A 22008-nucleotide genomic window follows, 5' to 3' on the forward strand; every position below is an offset into this window, starting at 1 on the left:
ACACATGCTTTTTAAGGACTAAAGGGGATGTACTTTAAGCTTTTGATAGCTGAACTTAATATTATTGCAAAAAGAGGTTTTGGTGCCGAAGGCCGGACTCGAACCGGCACGTATTTCTACGGTTGATTTTGAATCAACTGCGTCTACCGATTTCGCCACTTCGGCACTGAAGGGGATGCGGAAACGTTGTGGATTATACCTGTCGCGCGCCGCCATGCAAGCGACGACACGCTAAACCCGCGCTAAGTGCCCAAAAAACCAGCGCCCTTTCACTCCAGCTCAGACACCGCCAGCCGAATCACCCCCGCCGCCTGCTGCTCCGGCAGCGCCAGCACCTTCGCCCACATCGCCTGCACCATATCGCAGGAGAGCTTCTCTTTGCCCGCCGCCTTCTCCGGCATCTGCAGCAGCTGGATGTCCTCGCCGTACTTATCGGCAAGAGCCTTCATAATCGGCCGCACGTCCTCGACAGCCGCCTCGCGTTCGGCCGGGGTCACGGTGTGGCGGTTTTTGCCGTAGGCCGCGCGCATCATGTCGGCGTCGGCCTGCATGCGCCGCACCATCAGGTCTTTATCCAGCATGCGCATCGGGTTCACGCCGCCCTTCACCGTCGGGTAGAGGAAGCGGAAGCAGGCGTCGTCGCTCACCTTCTGGATGGCGGCGGTCTGCTCCATGTTGATGGTCATGTAGTTCACCACGTTGGCGTCCGGGGCGTTTTGCAGACGCGACATCTGCAGATGCAGGATCTGCGGCTGGATGGTGTCGATAATCTGCTGCTCCGGCTCGCCCGCTTTTTGCAGGGCGGCCATCTGGTCGAGGATGCGCTGATGCAGCGCGGGCTCCTGCTCCTTAATCACCTGCCAGGCGGGCATCGCGTTAAGGGCGGAATCCATCTGCCGTTCCGGAGCGCGCTGCCTGTCGAAGAACACCCAGAACGCCACGGCGGCGGCCACCACAACAACCATCACGGTACGGGTCCACGTTTTATTCATCTCGCATCCTTATCCTTGAGTTGTGCCGGTTTACACCGGCACGCCGCTGTGGAAGCGAAACTCGTGGTCCGGTGTCGAGATAAGTGTGGCTTCAATTTCGCCAAAAAGCTTTATGCGCGGTGAGATATCGTCGTCGCTCACCTGCTGAGCCAGCGTCAGGTAGTCCTGATAATGGCGCGCTTCCGAGCGCAGCAGCGAAAGATAGAACTTCTGCAGGTCGTTGTCGAGGAACGGGGCCAGCGCGGCGAAGCGTTCGCAGGAGCGGGCTTCGATGTAGGCGCCGCAGATGAGCTTGTCGATCAGCGTCAGCGGTTCGTGAGTGCGCACCTCCTTCAGCATCCCTTTGGCGTAGCGGCTGGCGGTGATTTTGACGTACGGAATGTCGCGCGCCAGCATCGCCTCGCGCACCTGCCAGAAGTGGTGCAGTTCTTCTTTAATCAGCAGCACCATGCTGTCGATAAGCGCCTGGCCCCACGGATCGTCGGTTTTGGGCATCACGCTTTTGCCAATCTGCCTGTGCAGGGCGATGAAGTCCGGCTCCGGGCCGTCGCGGAAGGTGAACTGTTCATAGGGTTTGAGCCAGTCGAGCAGCGCGTCGGCACCGCTTTCGTCGGCGACGTATTTACGCACCAGCAGCAGCGCGGTCTGGGCGGCCTTGAGCTCGCACACCATGTGGTCGGTGAGCAGCAGCGGCAGGTTCGCCGGGTCGCGGGCTTTATCAATCCATGCTTGCGGGGTCGGGCACTGGAGGAAGTTGAGTACGGGGGCGAGTATCTGCGGGTAATCCATGGTTCTGCCTTGAAAAAGCGGTGGCGAGCGCCACCGCCTGAATCACTTAGTGACGCACGCCGTCGTCGTCTTCGTCGACGTAATCTTCGTCGTCGCCTTCTTCGCCGTCTTCACCGTTCGGATCTTCGAAGTAGGTTCCCCAGCCGTCGTATTCCACTTCAAACTTCTCGGCCAGGTTCATAAGCTGTTCTACCTGCGCGTCGATCAGCTCCGCCTTCAGCGCGCCTTCGCTCAGGATGTCGCAGCAGATGACGGTGTCGCCCTCTTCCACTTCCAGCTCTTCCGGCTCGGTCACTTCGTAACCCAGCTTGAAGGCTTCCACCGCCATTTTTTCCAGCGCGTCGAAATCATCCGCAGAGAAATGGTGCTCGATGGTGTACAGCGCGTCCGGATCGCTACCGTCTTCCAGCAGTTCTTCAATAATCAGACGCGTCTCTTCGCGTTGCTCTTCCAGGTGTTCCGGGTTTGCCATGGCTCATTCCTCTTTAAAGTGCGGCAGATACTTCTATTTTCACACACGGACGGGTTTGCCTCCACCTTTGTTGGAAAGATTTGTGAAACGGGGTTGCAAATGAATAATTACACATATAAAGTGAATTTTAATTCAATAAGTGGCGTTCGCCATGCGAGGATAAAATGTCCGATTTATACAAGAAACACTTTCTGAAACTGCTCGACTTTACCCCTGCACAGTTCACTTCTCTGCTGACCCTTGCCGCACAGCTCAAAGCCGATAAAAAAAATGGCAAGGAAGTACAGAAGCTTACCGGCAAAAACATCGCGCTCATCTTCGAAAAAGACTCGACCCGTACACGTTGCTCTTTCGAAGTTGCCGCATTTGACCAGGGCGCTCGCGTTACCTATTTAGGGCCGAGCGGCAGCCAGATTGGGCATAAAGAGTCAATTAAGGACACCGCGCGCGTGCTCGGGCGGATGTACGACGGCATTCAGTACCGCGGCCACGGCCAGGAAGTGGTTGAAACGCTGGCGCAGTACGCGGGCGTGCCGGTGTGGAACGGGCTGACCAACGAGTTCCACCCGACGCAGTTGCTGGCAGACCTGCTGACCATGCAGGAGCACCTGCCGGGCAAGGCGTTTAACGAGATGACGCTGGTGTACGCGGGCGACGCGCGCAACAACATGGGCAACTCGATGCTGGAAGCGTCGGCGCTGACCGGGCTGGATCTGCGCCTGGTGGCCCCGAAAGCCTGCTGGCCGGAAGAGAGCCTGGTGGCGGAGTGCAGCGCGCTGGCGGAGAAGCACGGCGGGAAGATCACCCTGACGGAAGACGTGGCGGCGGGCGTGAAGGGCGCGGATTTTATCTATACCGACGTGTGGGTGTCGATGGGTGAAGCCAAAGAGAAGTGGGCAGAGCGGATCGCGCTGCTGCGCGGGTATCAGGTGAACGCGCAGATGATGGCGCTCACCGGCAACCCGGACGTGAAGTTCCTGCACTGTCTGCCGGCGTTCCATGACGACCAGACCACGCTCGGCAAGCAGATGGCAAAAGAGTACGATCTGCACGGCGGGATGGAAGTAACGGACGAGGTGTTTGAATCGGCCGCGAGCATCGTGTTTGACCAGGCGGAAAACCGGATGCATACGATTAAGGCGGTGATGGTGGCGACGCTTGGGGAGTGATTGGGTCCTCTGCGTTCAGATGCCCTCACCCCGGCCCTCTCCCACAGGGAGAGGGAGAACACCCAGCCTGTAGGCCCGTGCAAGCGAAGCGCCGCCGGGCGAATCAGGCGACGATGCGGCCTGATGCCCTCACCCCGGACCGTACACCCACAGGGAGAGGGAGAACACCCAGCCCGCAGGCCCGTGCAAGCGCAGCGCCGCCGGGCGAATCAGGCGGTGATGCGGCCTGGTGCCCTCACCCCGGCCCTCTCCCACGGGGAGAGGGAGAACACACAACCCGTAGGCCCGTGCAAGCGAAGCGCCGCCGGGCGAATCAGGCGGCGTTGCGGCCTGATGCCCTCACCCCGGCCTTCTCCCACGGGGAGAGGGAGAACACCGGCTCCATTTCATTGATTTTTCACCCCGAAAAAGGTACGTTTTCGCCTTAATTCCAGCGTGGACATGCCAGCATTATGCCGATTATTCAGTCTGTTGAACGTGCGTTGCAGATCCTCGACCTGTTCAACGAGCAGGCCACCGAGCTTAAGATCACCGACATCAGCAAACTGATGGGGCTGAGCAAGAGTACCCTCCACTCGCTGCTGAAAACCCTGCAGCTTCACGGCTATATCGATCAGAACCCGGAAAACGGTAAATATCGCCTCGGCATGAAGCTGGTCGAGCGCGGTCATTTCGTCGTGGGCTCCATCGATATTCGGCAGAAGGCGAAAGGCTGGCTGACGGAGCTGTCCCAGCGGACCGGGCAGACCACCCATCTGGGGATCCTGGACGGGCGTGAAGGGGTCTATATCGAGAAGATTGAAGGCAAGCTGGCCGCCATCGCCTATTCGCGCATCGGCCGCCGCCTGCCGGTTCACGCCACCGCCATCGGTAAGGTGTTGATTGCCTGGCTGGGCGAGCCCGAGCTGAACGCCCTGCTGGAGGGCTATCAGTACACCACCTATACCCCTTCCACCCTCGCCTCTCGCGAAGCCTTAATGAGCGCCCTGGCGCAGACCCGCGAGCAGGGTTACGCCCTGGATAGCGAAGAGAACGAGCAGGGCGTGCGCTGCGTGGCGGTGCCGGTGTGGAACCATGAATCTCGCGTCATCGCCGCCCTGAGCCTGTCGACGCTGACCTCCCGCGTGGACGACGCGGAGCTGGCTAATTTCCGCGAACAGCTTCAGCAGGCCGGGCTCCAGCTCTCACGCGCGCTGGGCTACCCGGCCTGAGCCGTCAGGCCGGCTCGTAGGTGAAGTAGTCGAAGTCCGCGTGGCAGCCATCGCCGCTGATGTCCTCGCAGTGCAGCCCCACAAACGCGCCGGTGAAGAAGCCGCGCCCGCCGATGTAGTCGTCCGACAGCTTCCACGCCTCATAGGTGACCGGCACGGCGTGCCACGTCTCGCCGTCGAACGAGTAGCTGTAGCGGTAGACCAGTGTATCCACGTCCACCCGCAGCCAGACGCTCTCCGCGCTCTCCGGCACCGGAATCGGCTGCTCGTGCAGCGGCCACGACGGCACGTTGTGGTCGAGCTGGATCACCTTAATCGTTCTGCCCTGCCCCTCCTCGTAGTCCACAAAGCAGTAGCTCCAGTTTTTGCTGTTGTAGTAGCAGGTCAGCCCCGCGCTCTGCTGGAAGTGGACCGGCGAGAACTGCATCCGCGTTTCTGAGCGGAAGGCGAAGTGCTGCCAGCGGCGCGCCACGGTTGACTGGGTAAAGGTCGAGTTGAGCGAGTCGTTGCCGTAGAGCCGTAAATAGCCCGGCCGCGCGGTGAGCGAGCCGAGGGTGTCGTCGAACGGGATGCGCAGGGTCTGCAGTTCCGGGTCGAGCGAACTGGCGTCGAAATCGTCCCGCCAGTTGCCCTGAACGGCTGCAGGCTGCTCCGCCACCTGCGGGCCTTTCACGGTCAGCTGCGCGTGCTTGCCGCCTTCCACGTACGGCCAGCCGTCGCGCCACTCAATGCGGGCGATACCGGTCTCGCGCCCCAGCGGACAGTAGCCGCGTCCGCCGGAGGCCAGCAGCGGCACGCCGGGCAGGCGCAGCGGGCGGCTGGTGAGGTAGGCCATGTACCACTCTCCGGTGTGGGTCTGCAGCAGCGAGCCGTGGCCGCTCTTCTGCAGCGGGTTCTCCGGCAGGTGCCAGCTGGTCATCATCGTTACGTCCGGGTGCAGCTCGTACGGCCCGTCGATATTTTTGGAACGCAGCACCACGACGGCGTGCTCGTAGCTGGTGCCGCCCTCGGCAACCATCAGGTAATACCATCCCGCGTGGAGATACAGGTGCGCGCCTTCGGTGTAGCAGAGCGGCGTGCCGGTAAACAGCGTTTTGCGCTCGGGCGAGAGCGTGCCGGTCTGCGGGTCAAACTCCTGCATCACGATGGTGTTGTGCGGGTTGCTGTGGTGGCGCGGCCCCCACGGGCGGTAGAGGTAGTATTTGCGGCCATCGTCGTCGTGGAACAGGGACGGGTCAAACCCGCCGTTGCCCATTGGGATCGGCTCGCTCCACGGTCCCTCAATGGAGGGCGCGGTGACAAGGAAGTTACGGCCGTTTTTCCACGGCGAGTCGACAATCTTCACGTCGGTGTAGAGCAGCCAGAATTTACCGTCGGCATAGCTCAGGCACGGCGCCCAGATGCCGCCGGAGTCCGGGTTGCCCTTCATGTCCAGCATCGACACGCGGTCCAGCGGGGTGCTGACCAGCGACCAGTTTTTCAGGTCGCGGGAGTGGTAGATGCGCACGCCCGGGAACCACTCGAAGGTCGAGGTGGCGATGAAGTAGTCCTCGCCCTGGCGGCACAGGGACGGGTCCGGGTTGAAGCCGGTGAGTATCGGGTTGGTGATTTCCATATTGCCTCCGGTTAATGGGATGCGGCTGTCGCTGCGTCGGGAATGACCTCGCCCTGCGCCGCGCGGTGTTTGATCAGCTGCTGGCTGATGGCCTCCACGCGGGCGTCGGTGAGCTTGTAGAACGACAGCATGATGAACATGCCCGCGTAGAGCACCACCGGCACCACGCAGAACAGAATTTTGATGGTGGTGAGCACCTCGACCGGCTGCACGCTGCTGCTGGCGGAGTAGTTGACGTACGCCAGGATCCAGCCCACCACCGCCCCGCCAATCGCCAGGCCAATCTTCAGGCTGAACAGGTAAGTTGAGAACACCAGCCCGTCGAGGCGGCGTCCGCTGCGGCTCTCCTCGTAGTCCACCACGTCAGAGGCCATAAGCCACTGCAGCGGCGTGGTGGTGTTGAAGACGAACAGGAACAGAATGTTGAGGGCAAAAATCAGCGCGATGTGCTCGGCCGGGGTGACGAAAATCAGCAGGCTGATCAGCGAGTAGGCGACGATGATCCACTTGAAGGCGGTAACGCGGTCGAAGCGCCCCAGCAGGCGGGAGGAGCAGAGCGAGCCGAACATGGTGGCGAGGCTGCCGTAGAGTAAGAACTGGGTCGCCATCTCCGGGTGATCCATCACGTATTTCACGAAGTAGAGCGTCGCCCCGCCGCGCACCACGTTGGAGCAGGTCGCCATCATCTTGAACGCGCACATGATCCGCCATTGGCTATTGCCCAGCAGCAGCTTAAGATCTTTCGCCACCGACGAGCCCGGCTGCACCTCAAAGGTGTAGCGCTCTTTGGTGGTAAAGAAGCAGACGTAGAGCAGCACCACGCCGCTCAGCCCGAGCACGCACATGGCGCCAAAATAGCCCACCTGCTCGTCCCCTTTGCCGATAATGCTCACCAGCGGCAGCGCGATGCCGCTGATGGCGAGCGAGCCCGCCGCCGCCAGGAAGAAGCGCCAGGACTGAAGGGCGTGCCGCTCTTTCGGGTCGGCGGTGATGACGCCCGGCATGGCGCAGTACGGGACGTTAACAAAGGTGTAAACCAGAGTCAGGAGAATGTAGGTCACGCAGGCGTAGATGATCTTGCCCTGCGCGGAGAAGTCCGGCGTGTAGAAGGTCAGCACGCAGACGATGCCAAACGGGATGGCCCCCCACAGCAGGAACGGGCGGAACTGGCCGTGCCGCGTGCGGGTGCGGTCCACCAGCAGCCCCATCAGCGGGTCGGTCACGGCGTCGAGCACGCGGGAGACCAAAAACAGCGTCCCCATAATGCCCGCCGACAGGCCGAAGACGTCGGTGTAGAAGTAGGCCAGCAGGAACATAGTGGCCTGCCAGACGAAGCCGCAGGCGGTGTCACCCAGCCCGTAGCCAATTTTGTCTTTCATGGTTAATTGCGTCATCAGAATTACACCCTTATGTAGTGTGCTGAATTACAACATCGTGTTAATGGAGTGTAATGAGCTGTTCAATTAACCAGCAATGGTCATATCTTATTTCTGAATTACGTTATTTTGCTTTTGTGACGCCAACGATATATCTCAACCTATTGTTTATATTATTAAATAACAGAAACAGAAAAGCCGTCCGCGGAATATTTCCCGCAGACGGTTTTATCTCTGAAAATAATTAAATGCCGAGCGCTTTTTTACCGGCGTTAATTACCTCAATGATTTTATCGGTGTCATAAATACAGCCTTTCCAGGTGCCGCCGCTCACCGACTGCAGTGCAGCCCACAGCCGGGTATCGTCCGGCAAAAAGTCGTGGGCGTGCAGGTCCGGGTGCGTCTGCCGCCGCGCCAGCTCGCGCGCGCCCTCCTCCGGCGTCAGCGGGTTGTCCGCGGTGCCGATAAAGTTCACGCAGCCAGTTAACGTCAGGCGGTCGACGGCGATCTCGATGATGTCGTTATCGCGCAGCTTGCCAATCGGCCCGCCCGCCAGCGCCTCCGGCGACACGTGGCCGAAGCAGGCGCCCGTCGACACGCCGGAGAAGCGCGCATCGGTAATTAACGATACCGTTTTGCCCCACGAGATATGCTTGAGCGCGGAGGTGAGCTGATAGGTCTCTTCCATGCCGGTGCCGGACGGCCCGCCGCCGATCACCACCATGATATCGCCCTGCGCAATCTCTTCCCGCTTGATGGCCTTGATTGCCTGCGCCTCCGAGACAAACACCCGCGCCCGGCCGGTGTGGCGGTAAACGCCATCTTCACCGGCGACCGACGGGTCGATCGCCGTGGCCTTGATCACCGAACCCTCCGGCGCGATGTTGCCCGTCGGGAAGCAGACCGTCGAGGTCAGCCCTTTCGCTTTTGCCTTCTCCGGCGGCAGGATCACGTCATCCGGATCCACGCCGTCCTGCTCGCGCAGGCACTGGCGGAAACGTGCCCGGCGCTCGGATGCCTGCCACCAGTCGAGGTTCTCGCCCACAGTCTGGCCGGTCACGGTCATGGCGTCCAGGTGCAGCAGGCCGAGATCGCGCAGGTGGAGCATCACCTCCGGCACGCCGCCCGCGAGGAACGCGCGCACGGTCGGATGATAGTCCGGGCCGTTGGGCAGCACGCTCACCAGGCGCGGCACCCTGCGGTTAACGCGCGTCCAGTGCTCAACGTCCGGGATCGTGCAGCCCGCCGCGTGGGCGATGGCCGGAATGTGCAGCAGTAAATTGGTGGAGCCGCCGAACGCCGCGTGGATCACCATCGCGTTTTCGATGGCTTTGTCGGTGAGGATATCGCGCGTGGTGATGCCGCGGTTATCCAGCTCGCTCACCGCCCGCGCCGACTGGCGGGCGATCTCCAGCCACACCGCCTGCCCGGACGGCGCCAGCGCGGAGTGCGGCAGCGCCAGGCCCAGCGCCTCCGCGACCACCTGCGAGGTGCCCGCCGTGCCGAGGAACTGACACCCGCCACCCGGCGAGGCGCAGGCACGGCAGCCCAGCTCGGCGGCCTCCTGCAGGGAGAGCTCGTGGTTGGCGAAGCGCGCGCCGATGGTCTGCACCTTGCCCGCGTCTTCCCCCACGGTCGGCGGCAGCGTCGCCCCGCCCGGCACCAGAATGGTCGGCAGGTCGTGCATGGAAGCCAGCGCAATCATGGTGGCGGGCAGCCCCTTATCGCAGGTTGCCACGCCGATCACCGCCCGACGCGTCGGCAGGGAGCGGATCAGGCGGCGAAACACGATCGCCGCGTCGTTGCGGTACGGCAGGGAGTCGAACATGCCGTGCGTCCCCTGCGAGCGTCCGTCGCACGGATCGCTGACGAAGGCCGCAAACGGGATCCCGCCGTTGCGGGTGATCTCCTTCGCCGCCGCCTGCATCTGCATGCCGATCTCCCAGTGGCCGGTGTGGTAGCCGAGCGCGACCGGGCGTCCGTCTCCGGCGCGGATGCCGCCCTGGGTGCCGATAATCAGCACCTCTTTGCCGGTCAGCTTATTGGCGTCCCAGCCCATTCCGGCGTTCTGCGTCATGCCGAACAGGTTGCCGCTGGGGGATTCCATCAGCATCTGCGGGGTCAGCGGCAGCGCTCCCTGCGGCCCCGCCGCGTGGGTGATCACCGCATAAAACACGTCATCCTGTGGGGTGAAAATTTTCTCGATGGTCATGGTTATCGTCCGGCTCAGCAGAGCTTGAGCTGTTGCAGCAGGATTTTCAGCTGCGCCTTGCGCGGCTCGTCCAGCGGCGAGGCGGGCGGCAGCACGTGCGTGGAAATCGGGCGACCGCAGAGCACAATCGCCTCTTTAATGACGTTCACAAACGGCGTATCCAGCTGATACATCTGCGGTATTTGCAGTAAGGTCTGATGATACTCAGCCGCTTTCGCCACGTCTTTATCCCGCCAGGCTTTCAGAAGATTCACCGACACCTGTGGGGCAAAGTTCCCGCTCGCCGAGATCGCCCCGTCGCCGCCGAGCAGCAGGGTATTAAAGAGGTGATCGTCGTAGCCGCAGAGCACCGTGAAGTGCGGGTGGGCGGCTTTAACGGTATGGATCATGCTGCGCAGGTGGGCGACGGAGTCGATGGTGTCTTTGATGCCGATAATGTTGCTGCGCGAGTCGGCCAGGGTTTTGACCAGCACCGGAGTCAGATCCTGCCCGGTGAGCGCCGGGAAGTTATAGAGCATCACCGGCAGCGTGACGCTGTCGGCCACCTGCTCGAAATAGCGGATCAGGTTCGCTTCCGACACTTTCCAGTAGTAGGGGTTGATCACCACGATACCGTCCGCGCCCGCCTGCTGCGCGTGCTGGCTCAGTTCAATGGTTTCCCGGGCGTTGGTGCCGCCGGTGCCGATCAGGACCGGCACGCGACGATCGACGTGATCGATAGCAAAGCGGGCAATGGTTTTGCGCTCTTCGGCGCCGAGCTGGGAGAACTCGCCGCCGCTGCCCAGGAAGAACAGGCCGTCAACGCCTGCCGCGATCAGATCGTCGATCAGCGCGGCGGTGCCCTGCTTATCGAGCTGGCCGTCGGCGGTAAAAATGGTGGAGACAGGGGGAATGATTCCCGTGAACAACGCAGACTGCGGCATGAGATCTCCTTGCTGAATCATTTTGTTCTACATTATAGAACAGCGTTCATTAATTTAACGATCATACTATGACGCAGGAAAAGCGCAGGTAAATGAGAGATGAAGAGGGAGTGCGGGAATTTTAAGCTGGATCACATATTGCGTGGGTGCGGTCTGGTGCCCTCTCCCACAGGGAGAGGGAACTTTTACGCTCTCTACCCCTGGGAGAGGGGTTACTCTACCAGCATCTTCACCACAACCTTACGCACCTGCGCCGGCGCCCCCACCGCGCACAGCGGCTTGTGCATCTCACCCGGCCAGAACACCACAAAATCCCCTTCGCTAAGCACCACGGTTTTCTCCTGCTCGCCTTCCGGCAGGAACGCGATGTCTTTGTCCGCCAGCCAGTCGGTGTCGGGCGTACCGTGCGGCTGGGTGCTGAAGGTCATCCCCTCCTGGCCCTTCATGATTATCTGGATGTCCAGATAGCGCGCGTGGTACTCGGCGCGGCGCTCGGCGAACGGCTGGGTCATGTCTTCCGAGACCAGATAAAAGAGGCTGCTGCCGTTGATGTCGTGCTTGCCGAGCGGCGTGGCGTCGGTAACGTGGGCTTTAACGTGCTCAATGGCCTGGCGCAGATCGTCAGGCAGCCAGGACTGCAGATGGTGGATGTTGCCGATAATCATGTGAAACTCCTCTATGTAAAACAACGTTTCATTTTTATCAGTTATACGAGAGTTAAGACTGCCATACCAGCCCTTTTTCGAAGAGGTTTGCGCGAGCGCATGTTTATCGGGAAAGGTGTTAACCCACTGTTAATCCTGCCCAGGCATTTATGCAGGGGTTATGCATAACCTCGATCCGTGCTTATCGTCCGACTGTTCTAACCTCTTGATCATGCTCTCTTATTAACAAAACCCGTTGCCGTCTCACACTTTACTGTTTTGATAATTTGCTCTAAAAAACCATAATTATTTATTGATTTTTCTCAAGTCAAAAATAGTTAATTACGTTAATTGCATAGCCATTCTTATTCATAATATTTATCATTTAAAATCAACTACATAGCAACACATTTCAAAAGATTAAAATCTACAAAATAATAACAACCTCAAATAATGCCACCGGATCCTGCTTAGCTATTCACCCCTCAATAATATGAAATTAATCATTATCTGATGCGAATCATGCAAATGAAAACAAACCGCTTAATATCCAGTTTCGCGTGAGCAATATCACAATACAGATTATTTAACTGCCTAGTATGAATCACGAAATCAATTGAGCTTAGCCGCCATGAAATTAAACACATCACATGGCGCATGCCCTTTTTATTCTGAAAAACAGTTAAAGGAATAATTATGGAAAAGCATTACGTCGGTTCTGAAATTGGTCAATTGCGTAGCGTTATGCTGCACCGCCCAAATTTAAGTCTGAAACGCTTAACACCATCAAACTGTCAGGAGCTGCTTTTCGATGACGTGCTCTCGGTGGAGCGGGCGGGTGAGGAGCATGACATCTTCGCCAACACGCTGCGCGAGCAGGGTGTGGAAGTCCTGCTGTTGACCGACCTTCTGACACAAACCCTTGATATTGCAGAAGCGAAAGCCTGGCTTCTGGATACGCAAATATCCGACTACCGCCTCGGCCCAACCTTTGCCGGCGACGTGCGCGGTTGGCTGGCGGATATGCCGCACCGCGAACTGGCGCGCAGATTGAGCGGCGGATTAACCTACGGCGAAATTCCGGCGGCCATTAAAAATATGGTGGTGGATACCCACACGGCGAATGATTTTATTATGAAGCCGCTGCCAAACCATTTATTCACCCGCGATACTTCGTGCTGGATTTATAACGGCGTCTCTATTAACCCAATGGCGAAACCGGCCCGTCAGCGTGAAACGAATAACCTGCGGGCAATATATCGCTGGCACCCGGCGTTTGCCGACGGCGATTTTATTAAGTATTTCGGCGACGAGAATATTAATTACGACCACGCCACCTTAGAAGGCGGTGATGTATTAGTCATTGGCCGCGGCGCGGTCCTGATCGGCATGTCCGAGCGCACGACGCCGCAGGGCGTGGAGTTTCTCGCCAACAGCCTGTTTAAGCACCGTCAGGCCGAGCGCGTGATCGCCGTTGAGCTGCCAAAACACCGCTCCTGCATGCACCTCGACACCGTCATGACCCACATCGACGTGGACACTTTCTCCGTCTACCCGGAAGTGGTGCGCAAGGACGCCCAGTGCTGGACGCTCACCCCGGACGGACGCGGCGGCCTGCTGCGCACCCAGGAGACCGACCTGCTGCACGCCATCGAGAAAGCGCTCGGCATTAGCCAGGTGCGCCTGATCACCACCGGCGGCGACGTCTTTGAAGCGGAACGCGAGCAGTGGAACGACGCCAATAACGTCCTGACCATCCGCCCCGGCGTGGTGATCGGTTACGAGCGCAACGTCTGGACCAACGAGAAGTACGACAAAGCGGGCATCACCGTGCTGCCTATCCCGGGCGACGAGCTGGGACGCGGGCGCGGCGGCGCGCGCTGCATGAGCTGCCCGCTGGAACGCGACGGAATTTAAAGGAGCGATCATGGAACGAAAACCCACTCTGGTTGTGGCCCTCGGCGGCAACGCGCTGCTCAAGCGCGGCGAGCCGCTGGAAGCCGAGATCCAGCGCCAGAACATCGAGCAGGCCGCCCGCACCATCGCCGGATTAACAGAACAGTGGCGCGTGGTGCTGGTGCACGGCAACGGCCCGCAGGTCGGTCTGCTGGCGCTGCAGAACAGCGCCTACGACAAAGTCACGCCCTACCCGCTGGACGTTCTCGGCGCAGAAAGCCAGGGAATGATCGGCTACATGCTCCAGCAGGCGCTGAAAAACAATCTGCCGCAGCGCGAGGTAAGCGTCCTGCTCACGCAGGTAGAAGTGGACGCCGCCGACCCGGCCTTCAGCAACCCGACCAAGTACATCGGCCCGGTCTACAGCGAAGCCCAGGCAAAAACGCTGGCCGCGGAGAAAGGCTGGGTGTTTAAGGCCGACGGCAGCTACTTCCGCCGCGTGGTGCCGTCACCGCAGCCGAAGCGCATCGTCGAGAGCGACGCCATCACGGCGCTGATCCAGCGCGATCACCTGGTGATCTGCAACGGCGGCGGCGGCGTGCCGGTGGTGGAGAACGCCAATGGCTATCGCGGCATTGAGGCGGTGATCGACAAAGACCTCTCCGCCGCCCTGCTGGCGCGCCAGTTAGAGGCCGACGCACTGCTGATCCTGACCGATGCCGACGCGGTGTATCTCGACTGGGGCAAACCGACCCAGCGCCCGCTGGCGCAGGTGACGCCGGAGCTGCTCAGAGGCATGCAGTTCGACGCCGGATCGATGGGCCCGAAAGTGGCCGCCTGCCGCGAGTTTGTTGAAGCCTGCAACGGCATGGCCGGGATCGGCGCGCTGGCCGACGGCGCGGAGATCCTCGCGGGCGAGAAAGGCACGTTGATTCGTAACTAATTCAAATTTAAAAAGGATTTACCCATGACCATCAACCTGAAAAACCGCAACTTCCTGAAACTGCTGGACTACACCCCGGCGGAGATCCAGTACCTGATCGACCTCGCCATCGAGCTGAAGGCGGCTAAAAAAGCCGGGCGCGAAAAGCAAACCCTGGTCGGGAAAAACATCGCCCTGATTTTTGAAAAAACCTCCACCCGCACCCGCTGCGCCTTCGAAGTGGGCGCGTTTGACCAGGGCGCGCAGGTGACCTACCTCGGTCCAAGCGGCTCGCAGATCGGTCACAAAGAGTCGATGAAAGACACCGCCCGCGTGCTGGGCCGCATGTACGACGGTATCGAGTACCGCGGCTACGGCCAGGCCATCGTTGAGGAGCTGGGCGAGTACGCGGGCGTGCCGGTGTGGAACGGCCTGACCGACGAGTTCCACCCCACGCAGATCCTCGCCGACCTGATGACCATGCTGGAGCACGCGCCGGGCAAAACCCTGCCGGAGCTGAGCTTTGCCTATCTGGGCGACGCGCGCAACAACATGGGCAACTCGCTGATGGTCGGCGCGGCCAAGATGGGGATGGATATTCGCCTCGTCGCGCCGAAATCCTTCTGGCCGGAAGCCGGGCTGGTTGAGCAGTGCCGCGCCATCGCCAAAGAGACGGGCGCGCGCATTACCCTCACCGACGACGTGGAAGAAGGCGTGCGGGGGACCGATTTCCTCTACACCGACGTGTGGGTCTCCATGGGCGAGCCGAAGGAAGCCTGGGCCGAGCGCGTCAGCCTGATGAAGCCGTATCAGATTAATGCAGACGTCATGAAGGCCACCGGCAACCCGAACGTCAAGTTCATGCACTGCCTGCCAGCGTTCCACAACGAGCACACCAAAGTGGGTCGCGAGATCGAGATGGCGTACGGCCTGAAGGGGCTGGAGGTGACGGAAGAGGTCTTCGAATCACCGAACTCCATCGTTTTCGACGAAGCAGAGAACCGCATGCACACCATTAAAGCGGTCATGGTGGCGACACTCGGCGATTAATCACCGCCCGGCGCGCCGCGGGGTGCGCCGGGTTTAAGGAGAACATCATGGGCAAGTTTAAGTTTCCCTCCGCTTACACCATTCTCTTTTTCCTGATTGCCGTTGTGGCGGCGCTGAGCTGGGTCGTCCCCGCCGGTCAGTACCAGATGGCGATGAACGAAACCCTCGGTAAAGAAGTCCCGATTGCCGGAACGTACGCGCACGTGGCGGCACATCCGCAGGGGCTGGTTTCCGTCCTGATGGCGCCCATCGCCGGGCTGTACGATCCGGTCTCCGGCCAGGCCGGGGCGATCGACGTCGCGCTGTTTATCCTGATCATCGGCGGTTTTCTCGGGATCGTCACCAAAACCGGGGCGATTGACGCAGGGATCGAACGCGTTACCACCCGGCTGCGCGGGCGCGAGGAGTGGATGATCCCGATCCTGATGGCGCTATTCGCCGCGGGCGGCACGATTTACGGCATGGCCGAAGAGTCGCTGCCGTTCTACACCCTGCTGGTGCCGGTGATGCTGGCCGCCCGGTTCGATCCGGTTGTCGCCGCGTCCACCGTGCTGCTCGGGGCGGGGATCGGCACGCTCGGCTCTACCATTAACCCGTTTGCCACGGTGATCGCCGCCAACGCCGCCGGGATCCCCTTCACTAACGGCATCGCCCTGCGCGTGGCGCTGCTGGTCATCGGCTGGGTCATCTGCGTGGCGTGGGTGATGCGCTACGCCCGTAAGGTGCGCCAGGATCCGTCGCTGTCGATCGTCGCAGACAAACAGGAAGAGAACCGCGCCCATTTCCTCGGCGACAAGGGCGAACAGTCGCTGGAATTCACCCCGGTGCGCAAAATCATCCTGGTGATTTTTGCCCTCGCCTTCGCGGTGATGATCTACGGCGTGGCGGTGCTGGGCTGGTGGATGGCGGAGATCTCCGCGGTTTTTCTCGCCAGCGCGATTATCGTCGGCCTGATTGCCCGCATGAGCGAAGAGGAGCTGACGTCGACGTTTATTAACGGCGCGCGAGATTTGCTGGGCGTCGCGCTGATTATCGGCATCGCGCGCGGTATCGTAGTCATCATGGATAAGGGCATGATTACCCACACCATTTTGCACAGCGCGGAAGGGCTGGTCAGCGGGTTGTCCACGGTAGCGTTTATCAACGTGATGTACTGGCTGGAGGTCGTGCTGTCGTTTCTTGTGCCTTCTTCATCCGGCCTGGCCGTTCTGACGATGCCGATCATGGCGCCGCTTGCCGATTTCGCTAACGTCAACCGCGACCTGGTGGTGACGGCTTACCAGTCGGCCTCCGGCATCGTTAACCTCGTCACGCCCACTTCTGCCGTCGTGATGGGCGGACTGGCTATCGCCCGCGTGCCCTACGTGCGTTATCTGAAATGGGTGGCGCCGCTGCTGGGCATTTTAACGGTGGTGATTATGGTGGCGTTAAGTCTGGGTGCCTTGTTGTGATTTGCCGGATGGCGCTGCGCTTATCCGGCCTACGGATCGGTGCGGTGCCACCGGTTATTTCAGGAACTGATATGGGAACTATGATGGATTACGAAGAGTACTCTCCCAAAGAGCAACTACAGCTGACGGTCTGCCAGCGCCTGATCGCAGAAAAGAGCTATCTCTCTCAGGAGGAGATCCGCCGGGATTTACAGGAGCGTGGTTTTGAGACCATCAGCCAGTCCACCGTTTCACGTCTGCTTAAATTGCTCGGCGTCATAAAAATTCGAAATGCCAAAGGGCTAAAGATTTATTCGCTGAATCCCCAGCTGCGCCCTGCCCCCGACGCCGCGCGTACCGTGTCAGAAATGGTGGTCAGCGTCGAGCACAATAGCGAGTTTATCCTTGTTCATACCGTCGCCGGATATGGCCGCGCGGTGGCGCGTATTCTGGATTATCACCAGCTACCGGAAATTTTAGGCGTGGTGGCCGGCAGCAGTATCGTCTGGGTCGCCCCCCGGGTGGTGAAGCGCACCGCACTGGTGCATAAGCAAATTAATTATTTACTCAGAACGCATTAATATTCATAAAGAACCGTTTGCATTGAGTAAAGCGTGCATTAAATCGCTTGATCCGAAAAGCGAGCTGCGTATAATGCCCGACAATTTGCCGGGAGGAAGCATGGTCAAGCGTGTACGACATAACGTCTTACCGCGTCTGAAATCAGACGCTGGCCTGCCGTTTTTCTTCCCGTTGCTAAACCTATTCCCAGAGCCCCTCATTTGAGGGGCTTTTTTTTGCCCGGCGTCAGGAGATAAACATGAATCCGCTTTATCAAAAACACATCATTTCCATAAACGACCTCAGCCGCGAAGAGCTGGAACTGGTTCTGGAAACCGCGGCAAAACTGAAGGCCAATCCGCAACCGGAGCTGCTGAAGCACAAGGTGATTGCGAGCTGCTTCTTTGAAGCCTCGACCCGCACCCGTCTCTCCTTTGAGACCTCCATGCACCGCCTGGGCGCGAGCGTGGTGGGCTTCTCGGACAGCAGCAACACGTCGCTGGGTAAAAAAGGCGAGACCCTGGCGGATACCATTTCAGTGATCAGCACCTACGTCGACGCGATTGTGATGCGTCATCCGCAGGAGGGCGCGGCGCGCCTGGCGACCGAGTTCTCCTGCGGCATTCCGGTACTGAACGCCGGTGACGGTGCCAACCAGCACCCGACGCAGACCCTGCTGGATCTGTTCACCATTCAGGAAACGCAGGGCAAGCTTGAGAACCTGAATATCGCCATGGTCGGCGACCTGAAATATGGCCGCACCGTCCACTCCCTGACCCAGGCGCTGGCGAAATTTAACGGCAACCGCTTCTTCTTCATCGCGCCTGACGCGCTGGCGATGCCGCAGTACATTCTCGACATGCTGGATGAGAAAGGCATTCAGTGGAGCCTACACGCCAGCATCGAAGAGGTGATGAGCCACGTGGATATTCTGTACATGACCCGCGTGCAGAAAGAGCGTCTGGATCCGTCCGAATACGCCAACGTGAAGGCGCAGTTCGTGCTGCGCGCCAGCGACCTTGAGGGCGCGCGCGACAACATGAAGGTGCTGCACCCGCTTCCGCGCATCGATGAGATCACCACAGATGTGGATAAGACGCCGCACGCCTGGTACTTCCAGCAGGCCGGAAACGGCATCTTCGCCCGCCAGGCGTTACTGGCACTGGTTCTGAATCGCGAATTGGCACTGTAAGGGGAAACGACCATGACACACGATAACAAACTCCAGGTTGAAGCCATCAAGCGCGGCACCGTGATTGACCACATCCCTGCGCAGGTGGGCTTTAAGCTGCTGACGCTGTTCAAACTGACCGAAACCGACCAGCGCATCACCATCGGCCTGAACCTGCCGTCGGGCGAGATGGGCCGCAAGGACCTGATTAAAATCGAGAATACCTTCCTGACCGACGAGCAGGTCAACCAGCTGTCGCTGTACGCGCCGGACGCTACCGTCAACCGCATCGACGAGTATGAAGTGGTCGGCAAATCCCGCCCGAGCCTGCCGGATCGCATTGAAAGCGTGCTGGTCTGCCCGAACAGCAACTGCATCAGTCACGCTGAGCCGGTTTCTTCCAGCTTTGCAGTGAAAAAACGCGCCGATGACATCGCGCTCAAATGCAAATACTGCGAAAAAGAGTTTTCTCATTATGTGGTGCTGGCCAACTAATTGAGGTTGGTAATGAAATCCCGGCTGTTATAATGGCCGGGAACATTCTTAACGCTGTAATTCTGGAGAAAACATGAGCAAAGTACTCGCGACGGAAAATGCGCCAGCGGCTATCGGCCCTTACGTTCAGGGCGTTGATCTGGGTAGCATGATCATCACTTCCGGGCAGATCCCGGTGAACCCAAAAACCGGCGCGGTGCCGGAAGATGTCGCGGCACAGGCGCGTCAGTCGCTGGAAAACGTGCAGGCTATCGTTGAATCTGCCGGTCTGAAAGTGGGCGATATCGTGAAAACCACCGTTTTCGTGAAAGATCTGAACGATTTCGCGACCGTTAACGCCACTTACGAAGCGTTCTTCACCGAGCACAACGCCACCTTCCCGGCGCGCTCCTGCGTTGAAGTGGCCCGTCTGCCAAAAGACGTGAAAATTGAAATCGAAGCGATTGCCGTACGTCGCTAATTCGCTTTGGCGATAAAAAAAGGCAGCCCAGGCTGCCTTTTTTGTTGCTTGCTACTGATTCCGCGTCGCCCTGAGCAGCGTCTCCAGCGGATACACCGCCGCAATCACCACTTCGTCCTGAACCTTCGCCGCGTTATTCAGCTCGCTCTGAATCGAGGCTATCTCTTTATCATCCAGCGTGCCCTGGCGCGCCACCAGATCCGTCAGCCGCAGGCCAATCGAGGCCAGCTTATCCACCTCCTGAATCACCGGCTTCATCGCCTTCAGCTGATAGCTGTTTTCGCTTAGCGCCAGCGCGTCGCTGGTGTTGCTCTGCCAGCGGTTAAAGACGTGGCGCAGCGCGTCGGCGCTTTCCGCGTCTTCCGCGTCGCTCACCAGGCGGTCCGCCCATTTGTGCATCTGGCGCACGGTGGCGCTTTCAGCGTTCAGCGCATCGGCAAAGCGGTTGAGCGGTTCGAACTGATGGTAGTTTCCGGCCTGGAACTTCAGGTGCTGGCGGGTGTAATACTGCGCGGGCTCTACCGCCTGCGCGAGGATCTGCAGCGGTAGCGTGTCGGCATTACCGGCAAGGCGCGTGAACTGCACCTGCTGCTGGGTATGCTGCTGCAGCCCGACCGACACCGTCGACCAGCTGTCCATCGCCTGCAGGCGGGTGTACATGTTGTCGACGTCGTTGACGTCCTGCGCGGACCACAGCCGCTCCGCCACCGCAAAGGTGCGCGGCCACAGTCGAATATCCAGCACCGGCGCCACCACGTTTTCCGCCCACAGCGCGGCTTCCCCGCCGAGCAGGTTGGCCTGATTCGCCACGTCCGGCACGACCGGCGGAATGCCTTTCGGCACCGCGTCCAGACGCGTGCCGCTGATTGGGTAGCGCGTATTCCCTACCAGGAAATAGCCGGTGAGCTTGTCGTTATCGACGGAGACCACCGGGCGCGTCTCGCCCATCCAGGTATCGACGGTGAAGGTCACCTGGTTGTCGTCACGCCATTCAATATCCTGCACCGCGCGGCGCGATTTCCCGGCAAAATCAATAAATCCGCGCCAGCCTGCGTCCCCTTTCACCAGCGTGAAGCTCCCCTCCACCGGTTTGCCCTTCAGGCGCGGCATGGAAAAGGCCCAGCTCTGGACGCTGTCGGTGTCTGCAATCACATCCACGCCGTTCAGACCCTGCGGGACAATTTCGTTGCGGTAGTGATAGGCGGTGGGCTGGGGCTGGTCGAGATAGAAACCGGTGGAGAGAATGCCCTTGTAGCCGTTCTGCGCCACCTGCCCCAGCGCGTCCTGGCCCTGCCAGGACTGGATCAGAATGCTTTTCGGCAGGTCGGGATGGTAGATCTCGTCCCAGCCGACCATCTGCCTGTGATGCTTCTCAAGGATCGTCTCCAGTTTACGGTTGAAGTACGCCTGCAGCGCGTGGCTGTCCGCCAGCCTGTTGTCGCGCATAAACTGTTGAATGGCCGGGTTCGCTTTCCACTGGCTGTCATCCACCTCGTCACCGCCGATATGCAGATACGGATCGGGGAAGATCGCCGCCAGTTCGCTGACCATCGCGTCAGCAAAGACGTAGGTTGCCTCTTTGGTGGGATCCAGCACCGGCTTCAGCACGCCCCAGTGGCGCTCCATTGCGTACGGCCCCGGGGCGCTCATCAGCTCCGGATAGGCTACGGCAATCGCCGAGGCGTGGCCCGGCATGTCGATCTCCGGCACCACGCGGATACCGCGTTCGGCTGCGTAGCGCACCACCTCACGCATCTGTTCAGGCGTGTAGAATAGCCCGTCGCTGGCAAGCTGCGTCAGCTTAGGATAGCGCTTCGAGCTGAAGCGCCAGCCCTGGTCGTCGGTCAGGTGCCAGTGCAGGACGTTGAGCTTCGCCGCCGCCATGCCGTCGATCTGACGTTTGATATCCGACAGCGGGATAAAGTGACGCGCCGAGTCGAGCAGCAGCCCGCGCCACGGGAAGCGCGGCGAATCTTCAATGGTGACCCACGGCAGCGAGGTGTTTTCAGCGCCGTTCTGCATCAGCTGGAGCAGCGTTTCCATGGCGCGCAGCGCGCCGAAGCGGGTGTTGGCGGAGATATCGACGCCGCTGGCGTCCACCGTCAGCCTGTAGCTTTCATCGCTGTCCGGCAGAGGCTGCGGCTTCACCTTTTTAGCGATGGCAATGCGGATGGTCGGTTTGTCTGGCTTTTCAGCCTGCGGCTGCAGCGTCCAGCCGGTTTGCAGGGCCATGCGCTGGCGCAGGCGGCTGACGGCGTCACCGAGATCGTCCCCGCTGACGCTAATGGATACGTTGTTGCTGAGCACCAGCGCGCCCTGGGTCGTCGGGCGTTCGACCTTGGCAGGCCAGGGCATCAAAGGGAGATCGCCTGCCGGGGCGGCAAAGGCAGAGGCGCCTAGCATCAGCCCGGCGGTTAAGAGACTGTACCGTAACATGAATGTTCCTTATCTGACGGGCCAAATATACCCGTCATACTTCAAGTTGCCTGTGCGTTGGCTGCACTCGTTCACCCCGGTCACTTACTTATGTAAGCTCCCGGGGATTCACTCCCTTGCCGCCTTCATGCAACTCGAATTATTTAGGGTATAAAGGCAAAACATTCTGTTAACATGCGCTCAA

21 protein-coding genes, 1 tRNA gene and 1 pseudogene are annotated in these 22008 nt (G+C 59.9%); 12 read left to right on the forward strand and 11 right to left on the reverse strand.

The genetic code is table 11. The features are described 5' to 3' along the window. Positions 1 to 80: 80 nt before the first annotated feature. The 4 genes from ACOTZB_RS10410 to rraB form a co-directional block, all read right to left on the reverse strand. Positions 81 to 165, reverse strand: a tRNA-Leu gene (locus ACOTZB_RS10410). 104 nt (positions 166 to 269) lie between these two features. Next, positions 270 to 992, reverse strand: coding sequence for a topoisomerase II (locus ACOTZB_RS10415; RefSeq protein WP_421627086.1), 723 nt, complete (start codon positions 990 to 992; stop codon positions 270 to 272). 30 nt (positions 993 to 1022) lie between these two features. Beyond that, entirely contained in the window at positions 1023 to 1781 is a 759-nt protein-coding gene (gene miaE / locus ACOTZB_RS10420; RefSeq protein ID WP_421627087.1) for a tRNA isopentenyl-2-thiomethyl-A-37 hydroxylase MiaE, read from the reverse strand. Between the two features lie 46 nt (positions 1782 to 1827). After that, entirely contained in the window at positions 1828 to 2253 is a 426-nt protein-coding gene (rraB, locus tag ACOTZB_RS10425) for a ribonuclease E inhibitor RraB (protein WP_014882320.1), read from the reverse strand. A 99-nt stretch (positions 2254 to 2352) separates the two neighbouring features. Here rraB and argL point away from each other — a divergent pair, with 99 nt between their 5' ends. The 3 genes from argL (at position 2353) to xynR (ending at position 4633) form a co-directional block, all read left to right on the forward strand. Beyond that, entirely contained in the window at positions 2353 to 2448 is a 96-nt protein-coding gene (argL, locus tag ACOTZB_RS10430) for a putative translational regulatory protein ArgL (RefSeq protein ID WP_213328991.1), read from the forward strand. Then, entirely contained in the window at positions 2418 to 3422 is a 1005-nt protein-coding gene (gene argF / locus ACOTZB_RS10435; RefSeq protein WP_421627088.1) for an ornithine carbamoyltransferase, read from the forward strand. Before argL ends, argF (ACOTZB_RS10435) begins: the two co-directional genes overlap by 31 nt. Before the next feature lie 452 nt (positions 3423 to 3874). Then, a complete protein-coding gene (gene xynR / locus ACOTZB_RS10440) occupies positions 3875 to 4633 on the forward strand; it encodes a DNA-binding transcriptional repressor XynR (protein WP_008501378.1) in 759 nt (252 codons plus the stop codon). 4 nt (positions 4634 to 4637) lie between these two features. On the opposite strand, the gene ACOTZB_RS10445 is transcribed toward xynR, so the two are convergent. From ACOTZB_RS10445 to ACOTZB_RS10465, 5 genes are all read right to left on the reverse strand, one after another. Further along, the gene (locus ACOTZB_RS10445) at positions 4638 to 6248 is read right to left on the reverse strand and encodes a glycoside hydrolase family 43 protein (protein WP_421627089.1); all 1611 of its coding nucleotides are present in this window, start codon (positions 6246 to 6248) and stop codon (positions 4638 to 4640) included. 11 nt (positions 6249 to 6259) lie between these two features. Then, on the reverse strand, positions 6260 to 7642 hold the full coding sequence (locus tag ACOTZB_RS10450) for an MFS transporter (protein WP_421627090.1): 1383 nt from the start codon (positions 7640 to 7642) through the stop codon (positions 6260 to 6262). Between the two features lie 226 nt (positions 7643 to 7868). Beyond that, entirely contained in the window at positions 7869 to 9836 is a 1968-nt protein-coding gene (gene yagF, locus ACOTZB_RS10455; protein ID WP_421627091.1) for a xylonate dehydratase YagF, read from the reverse strand. 14 nt (positions 9837 to 9850) lie between these two features. Continuing rightward, entirely contained in the window at positions 9851 to 10759 is a 909-nt protein-coding gene (gene yagE, locus ACOTZB_RS10460) for a 2-keto-3-deoxygluconate aldolase (protein WP_193805145.1), read from the reverse strand. Positions 10760 to 10971: 212 nt separating this feature from the next. Next, on the reverse strand, positions 10972 to 11424 hold the full coding sequence (locus ACOTZB_RS10465) for a YhcH/YjgK/YiaL family protein (protein ID WP_421627092.1): 453 nt from the start codon (positions 11422 to 11424) through the stop codon (positions 10972 to 10974). Positions 11425 to 12099: 675 nt separating this feature from the next. Here ACOTZB_RS10465 and arcA point away from each other — a divergent pair. From arcA to ACOTZB_RS10490, 5 genes are all read left to right on the forward strand, one after another. Further along, positions 12100 to 13320 carry an arginine deiminase gene (gene arcA / locus ACOTZB_RS10470; protein WP_421627093.1) on the forward strand — a complete coding sequence of 407 codons (1221 nt, stop codon included), beginning with the start codon at positions 12100 to 12102 and terminating at the stop codon, positions 13318 to 13320. 10 nt (positions 13321 to 13330) lie between these two features. Further along, complete coding sequence (gene arcC / locus ACOTZB_RS10475) at positions 13331 to 14242, forward strand: carbamate kinase (protein WP_421627094.1); 912 nt, start codon at positions 13331 to 13333, stop codon at positions 14240 to 14242. 24 nt (positions 14243 to 14266) lie between these two features. Then, a complete protein-coding gene (gene argF / locus ACOTZB_RS10480; protein WP_023310201.1) occupies positions 14267 to 15271 on the forward strand; it encodes an ornithine carbamoyltransferase in 1005 nt (334 codons plus the stop codon). Positions 15272 to 15318: 47 nt separating this feature from the next. Further along, the gene (locus ACOTZB_RS10485; RefSeq protein ID WP_033144505.1) at positions 15319 to 16722 is read left to right on the forward strand and encodes a YfcC family protein; all 1404 of its coding nucleotides are present in this window, start codon (positions 15319 to 15321) and stop codon (positions 16720 to 16722) included. Positions 16723 to 16802: 80 nt separating this feature from the next. Next, on the forward strand, positions 16803 to 17282 hold the full coding sequence (locus tag ACOTZB_RS10490; protein ID WP_029739272.1) for an arginine repressor: 480 nt from the start codon (positions 16803 to 16805) through the stop codon (positions 17280 to 17282). Between the two features lie 3 nt (positions 17283 to 17285). On the opposite strand, the pseudogene ACOTZB_RS10495 reads toward ACOTZB_RS10490, so the two are convergent. Further along, positions 17286 to 17403, reverse strand: a pseudogene (locus ACOTZB_RS10495) (hypothetical protein). On the opposite strand from ACOTZB_RS10495, the gene ACOTZB_RS10500 reads away from it, so the two are divergent. From ACOTZB_RS10500 to ridA, 4 genes are all read left to right on the forward strand, one after another. Further along, complete coding sequence (locus tag ACOTZB_RS10500; RefSeq protein ID WP_022646880.1) at positions 17383 to 17487, forward strand: pyrBI operon leader peptide; 105 nt, start codon at positions 17383 to 17385, stop codon at positions 17485 to 17487. The pseudogene ACOTZB_RS10495 and the gene ACOTZB_RS10500 overlap by 21 nt on opposite strands. A gap of 34 nt (positions 17488 to 17521) precedes the next feature. Further along, positions 17522 to 18454 (forward strand): aspartate carbamoyltransferase, encoded by a 933-nt coding sequence (gene pyrB / locus ACOTZB_RS10505; protein ID WP_421627095.1) that lies wholly within the window; start codon positions 17522 to 17524, stop codon positions 18452 to 18454. A gap of 12 nt (positions 18455 to 18466) precedes the next feature. Further along, complete coding sequence (gene pyrI / locus ACOTZB_RS10510; protein ID WP_023310197.1) at positions 18467 to 18928, forward strand: aspartate carbamoyltransferase regulatory subunit; 462 nt, start codon at positions 18467 to 18469, stop codon at positions 18926 to 18928. A 73-nt stretch (positions 18929 to 19001) separates the two neighbouring features. After that, positions 19002 to 19388, forward strand: a complete 387-nt coding sequence (gene ridA / locus ACOTZB_RS10515) for a 2-iminobutanoate/2-iminopropanoate deaminase (RefSeq protein WP_008501391.1) — start codon at positions 19002 to 19004, stop codon at positions 19386 to 19388. A 51-nt stretch (positions 19389 to 19439) separates the two neighbouring features. On the opposite strand, the gene ACOTZB_RS10520 is transcribed toward ridA, so the two are convergent. Then, positions 19440 to 21824, reverse strand: a complete 2385-nt coding sequence (locus ACOTZB_RS10520) for a beta-N-acetylhexosaminidase (protein WP_421627096.1) — start codon at positions 21822 to 21824, stop codon at positions 19440 to 19442. Positions 21825 to 22008: the final 184 nt, after the last annotated feature.

It is taken from the genome of Enterobacter cloacae complex sp. SHL020, from assembly GCF_049236945.1.
GTDB lineage: Bacteria > Pseudomonadota > Gammaproteobacteria > Enterobacterales > Enterobacteriaceae > Enterobacter > Enterobacter dykesii.

Bases quoted from the DNA above. Each gene is read 5' to 3' on its own strand.
- ACOTZB_RS10415 (WP_421627086.1), bottom strand. From the start codon at position 992: ATGAATAAAACGTGGACCCGTACCGTGATGGTTGTTGTGGTGGCCGCC.
- miaE (WP_421627087.1), bottom strand. From the start codon at position 1,781: ATGGATTACCCGCAGATACTCGCCCCCGTACTCAACTTCCTCCAGTGC.
- rraB (WP_014882320.1), bottom strand. From the start codon at position 2,253: ATGGCAAACCCGGAACACCTGGAAGAGCAACGCGAAGAGACGCGTCTG.
- argL (WP_213328991.1), top strand. From the start codon at position 2,353: ATGAATAATTACACATATAAAGTGAATTTTAATTCAATAAGTGGCGTT.
- argF (WP_421627088.1), top strand. From the start codon at position 2,418: ATGTCCGATTTATACAAGAAACACTTTCTGAAACTGCTCGACTTTACC.
- xynR (WP_008501378.1), top strand. From the start codon at position 3,875: ATGCCGATTATTCAGTCTGTTGAACGTGCGTTGCAGATCCTCGACCTG.
- ACOTZB_RS10445 (WP_421627089.1), bottom strand. From the start codon at position 6,248: ATGGAAATCACCAACCCGATACTCACCGGCTTCAACCCGGACCCGTCC.
- ACOTZB_RS10450 (WP_421627090.1), bottom strand. From the start codon at position 7,642: ATGACGCAATTAACCATGAAAGACAAAATTGGCTACGGGCTGGGTGAC.
- yagF (WP_421627091.1), bottom strand. From the start codon at position 9,836: ATGACCATCGAGAAAATTTTCACCCCACAGGATGACGTGTTTTATGCG.
- yagE (WP_193805145.1), bottom strand. From the start codon at position 10,759: ATGCCGCAGTCTGCGTTGTTCACGGGAATCATTCCCCCTGTCTCCACC.
- ACOTZB_RS10465 (WP_421627092.1), bottom strand. From the start codon at position 11,424: ATGATTATCGGCAACATCCACCATCTGCAGTCCTGGCTGCCTGACGAT.
- arcA (WP_421627093.1), top strand. From the start codon at position 12,100: ATGGAAAAGCATTACGTCGGTTCTGAAATTGGTCAATTGCGTAGCGTT.
- arcC (WP_421627094.1), top strand. From the start codon at position 13,331: ATGGAACGAAAACCCACTCTGGTTGTGGCCCTCGGCGGCAACGCGCTG.
- argF (WP_023310201.1), top strand. From the start codon at position 14,267: ATGACCATCAACCTGAAAAACCGCAACTTCCTGAAACTGCTGGACTAC.
- ACOTZB_RS10485 (WP_033144505.1), top strand. From the start codon at position 15,319: ATGGGCAAGTTTAAGTTTCCCTCCGCTTACACCATTCTCTTTTTCCTG.
- ACOTZB_RS10490 (WP_029739272.1), top strand. From the start codon at position 16,803: ATGATGGATTACGAAGAGTACTCTCCCAAAGAGCAACTACAGCTGACG.
- ACOTZB_RS10500 (WP_022646880.1), top strand. From the start codon at position 17,383: ATGGTCAAGCGTGTACGACATAACGTCTTACCGCGTCTGAAATCAGAC.
- pyrB (WP_421627095.1), top strand. From the start codon at position 17,522: ATGAATCCGCTTTATCAAAAACACATCATTTCCATAAACGACCTCAGC.
- pyrI (WP_023310197.1), top strand. From the start codon at position 18,467: ATGACACACGATAACAAACTCCAGGTTGAAGCCATCAAGCGCGGCACC.
- ridA (WP_008501391.1), top strand. From the start codon at position 19,002: ATGAGCAAAGTACTCGCGACGGAAAATGCGCCAGCGGCTATCGGCCCT.
- ACOTZB_RS10520 (WP_421627096.1), bottom strand. From the start codon at position 21,824: ATGTTACGGTACAGTCTCTTAACCGCCGGGCTGATGCTAGGCGCCTCT.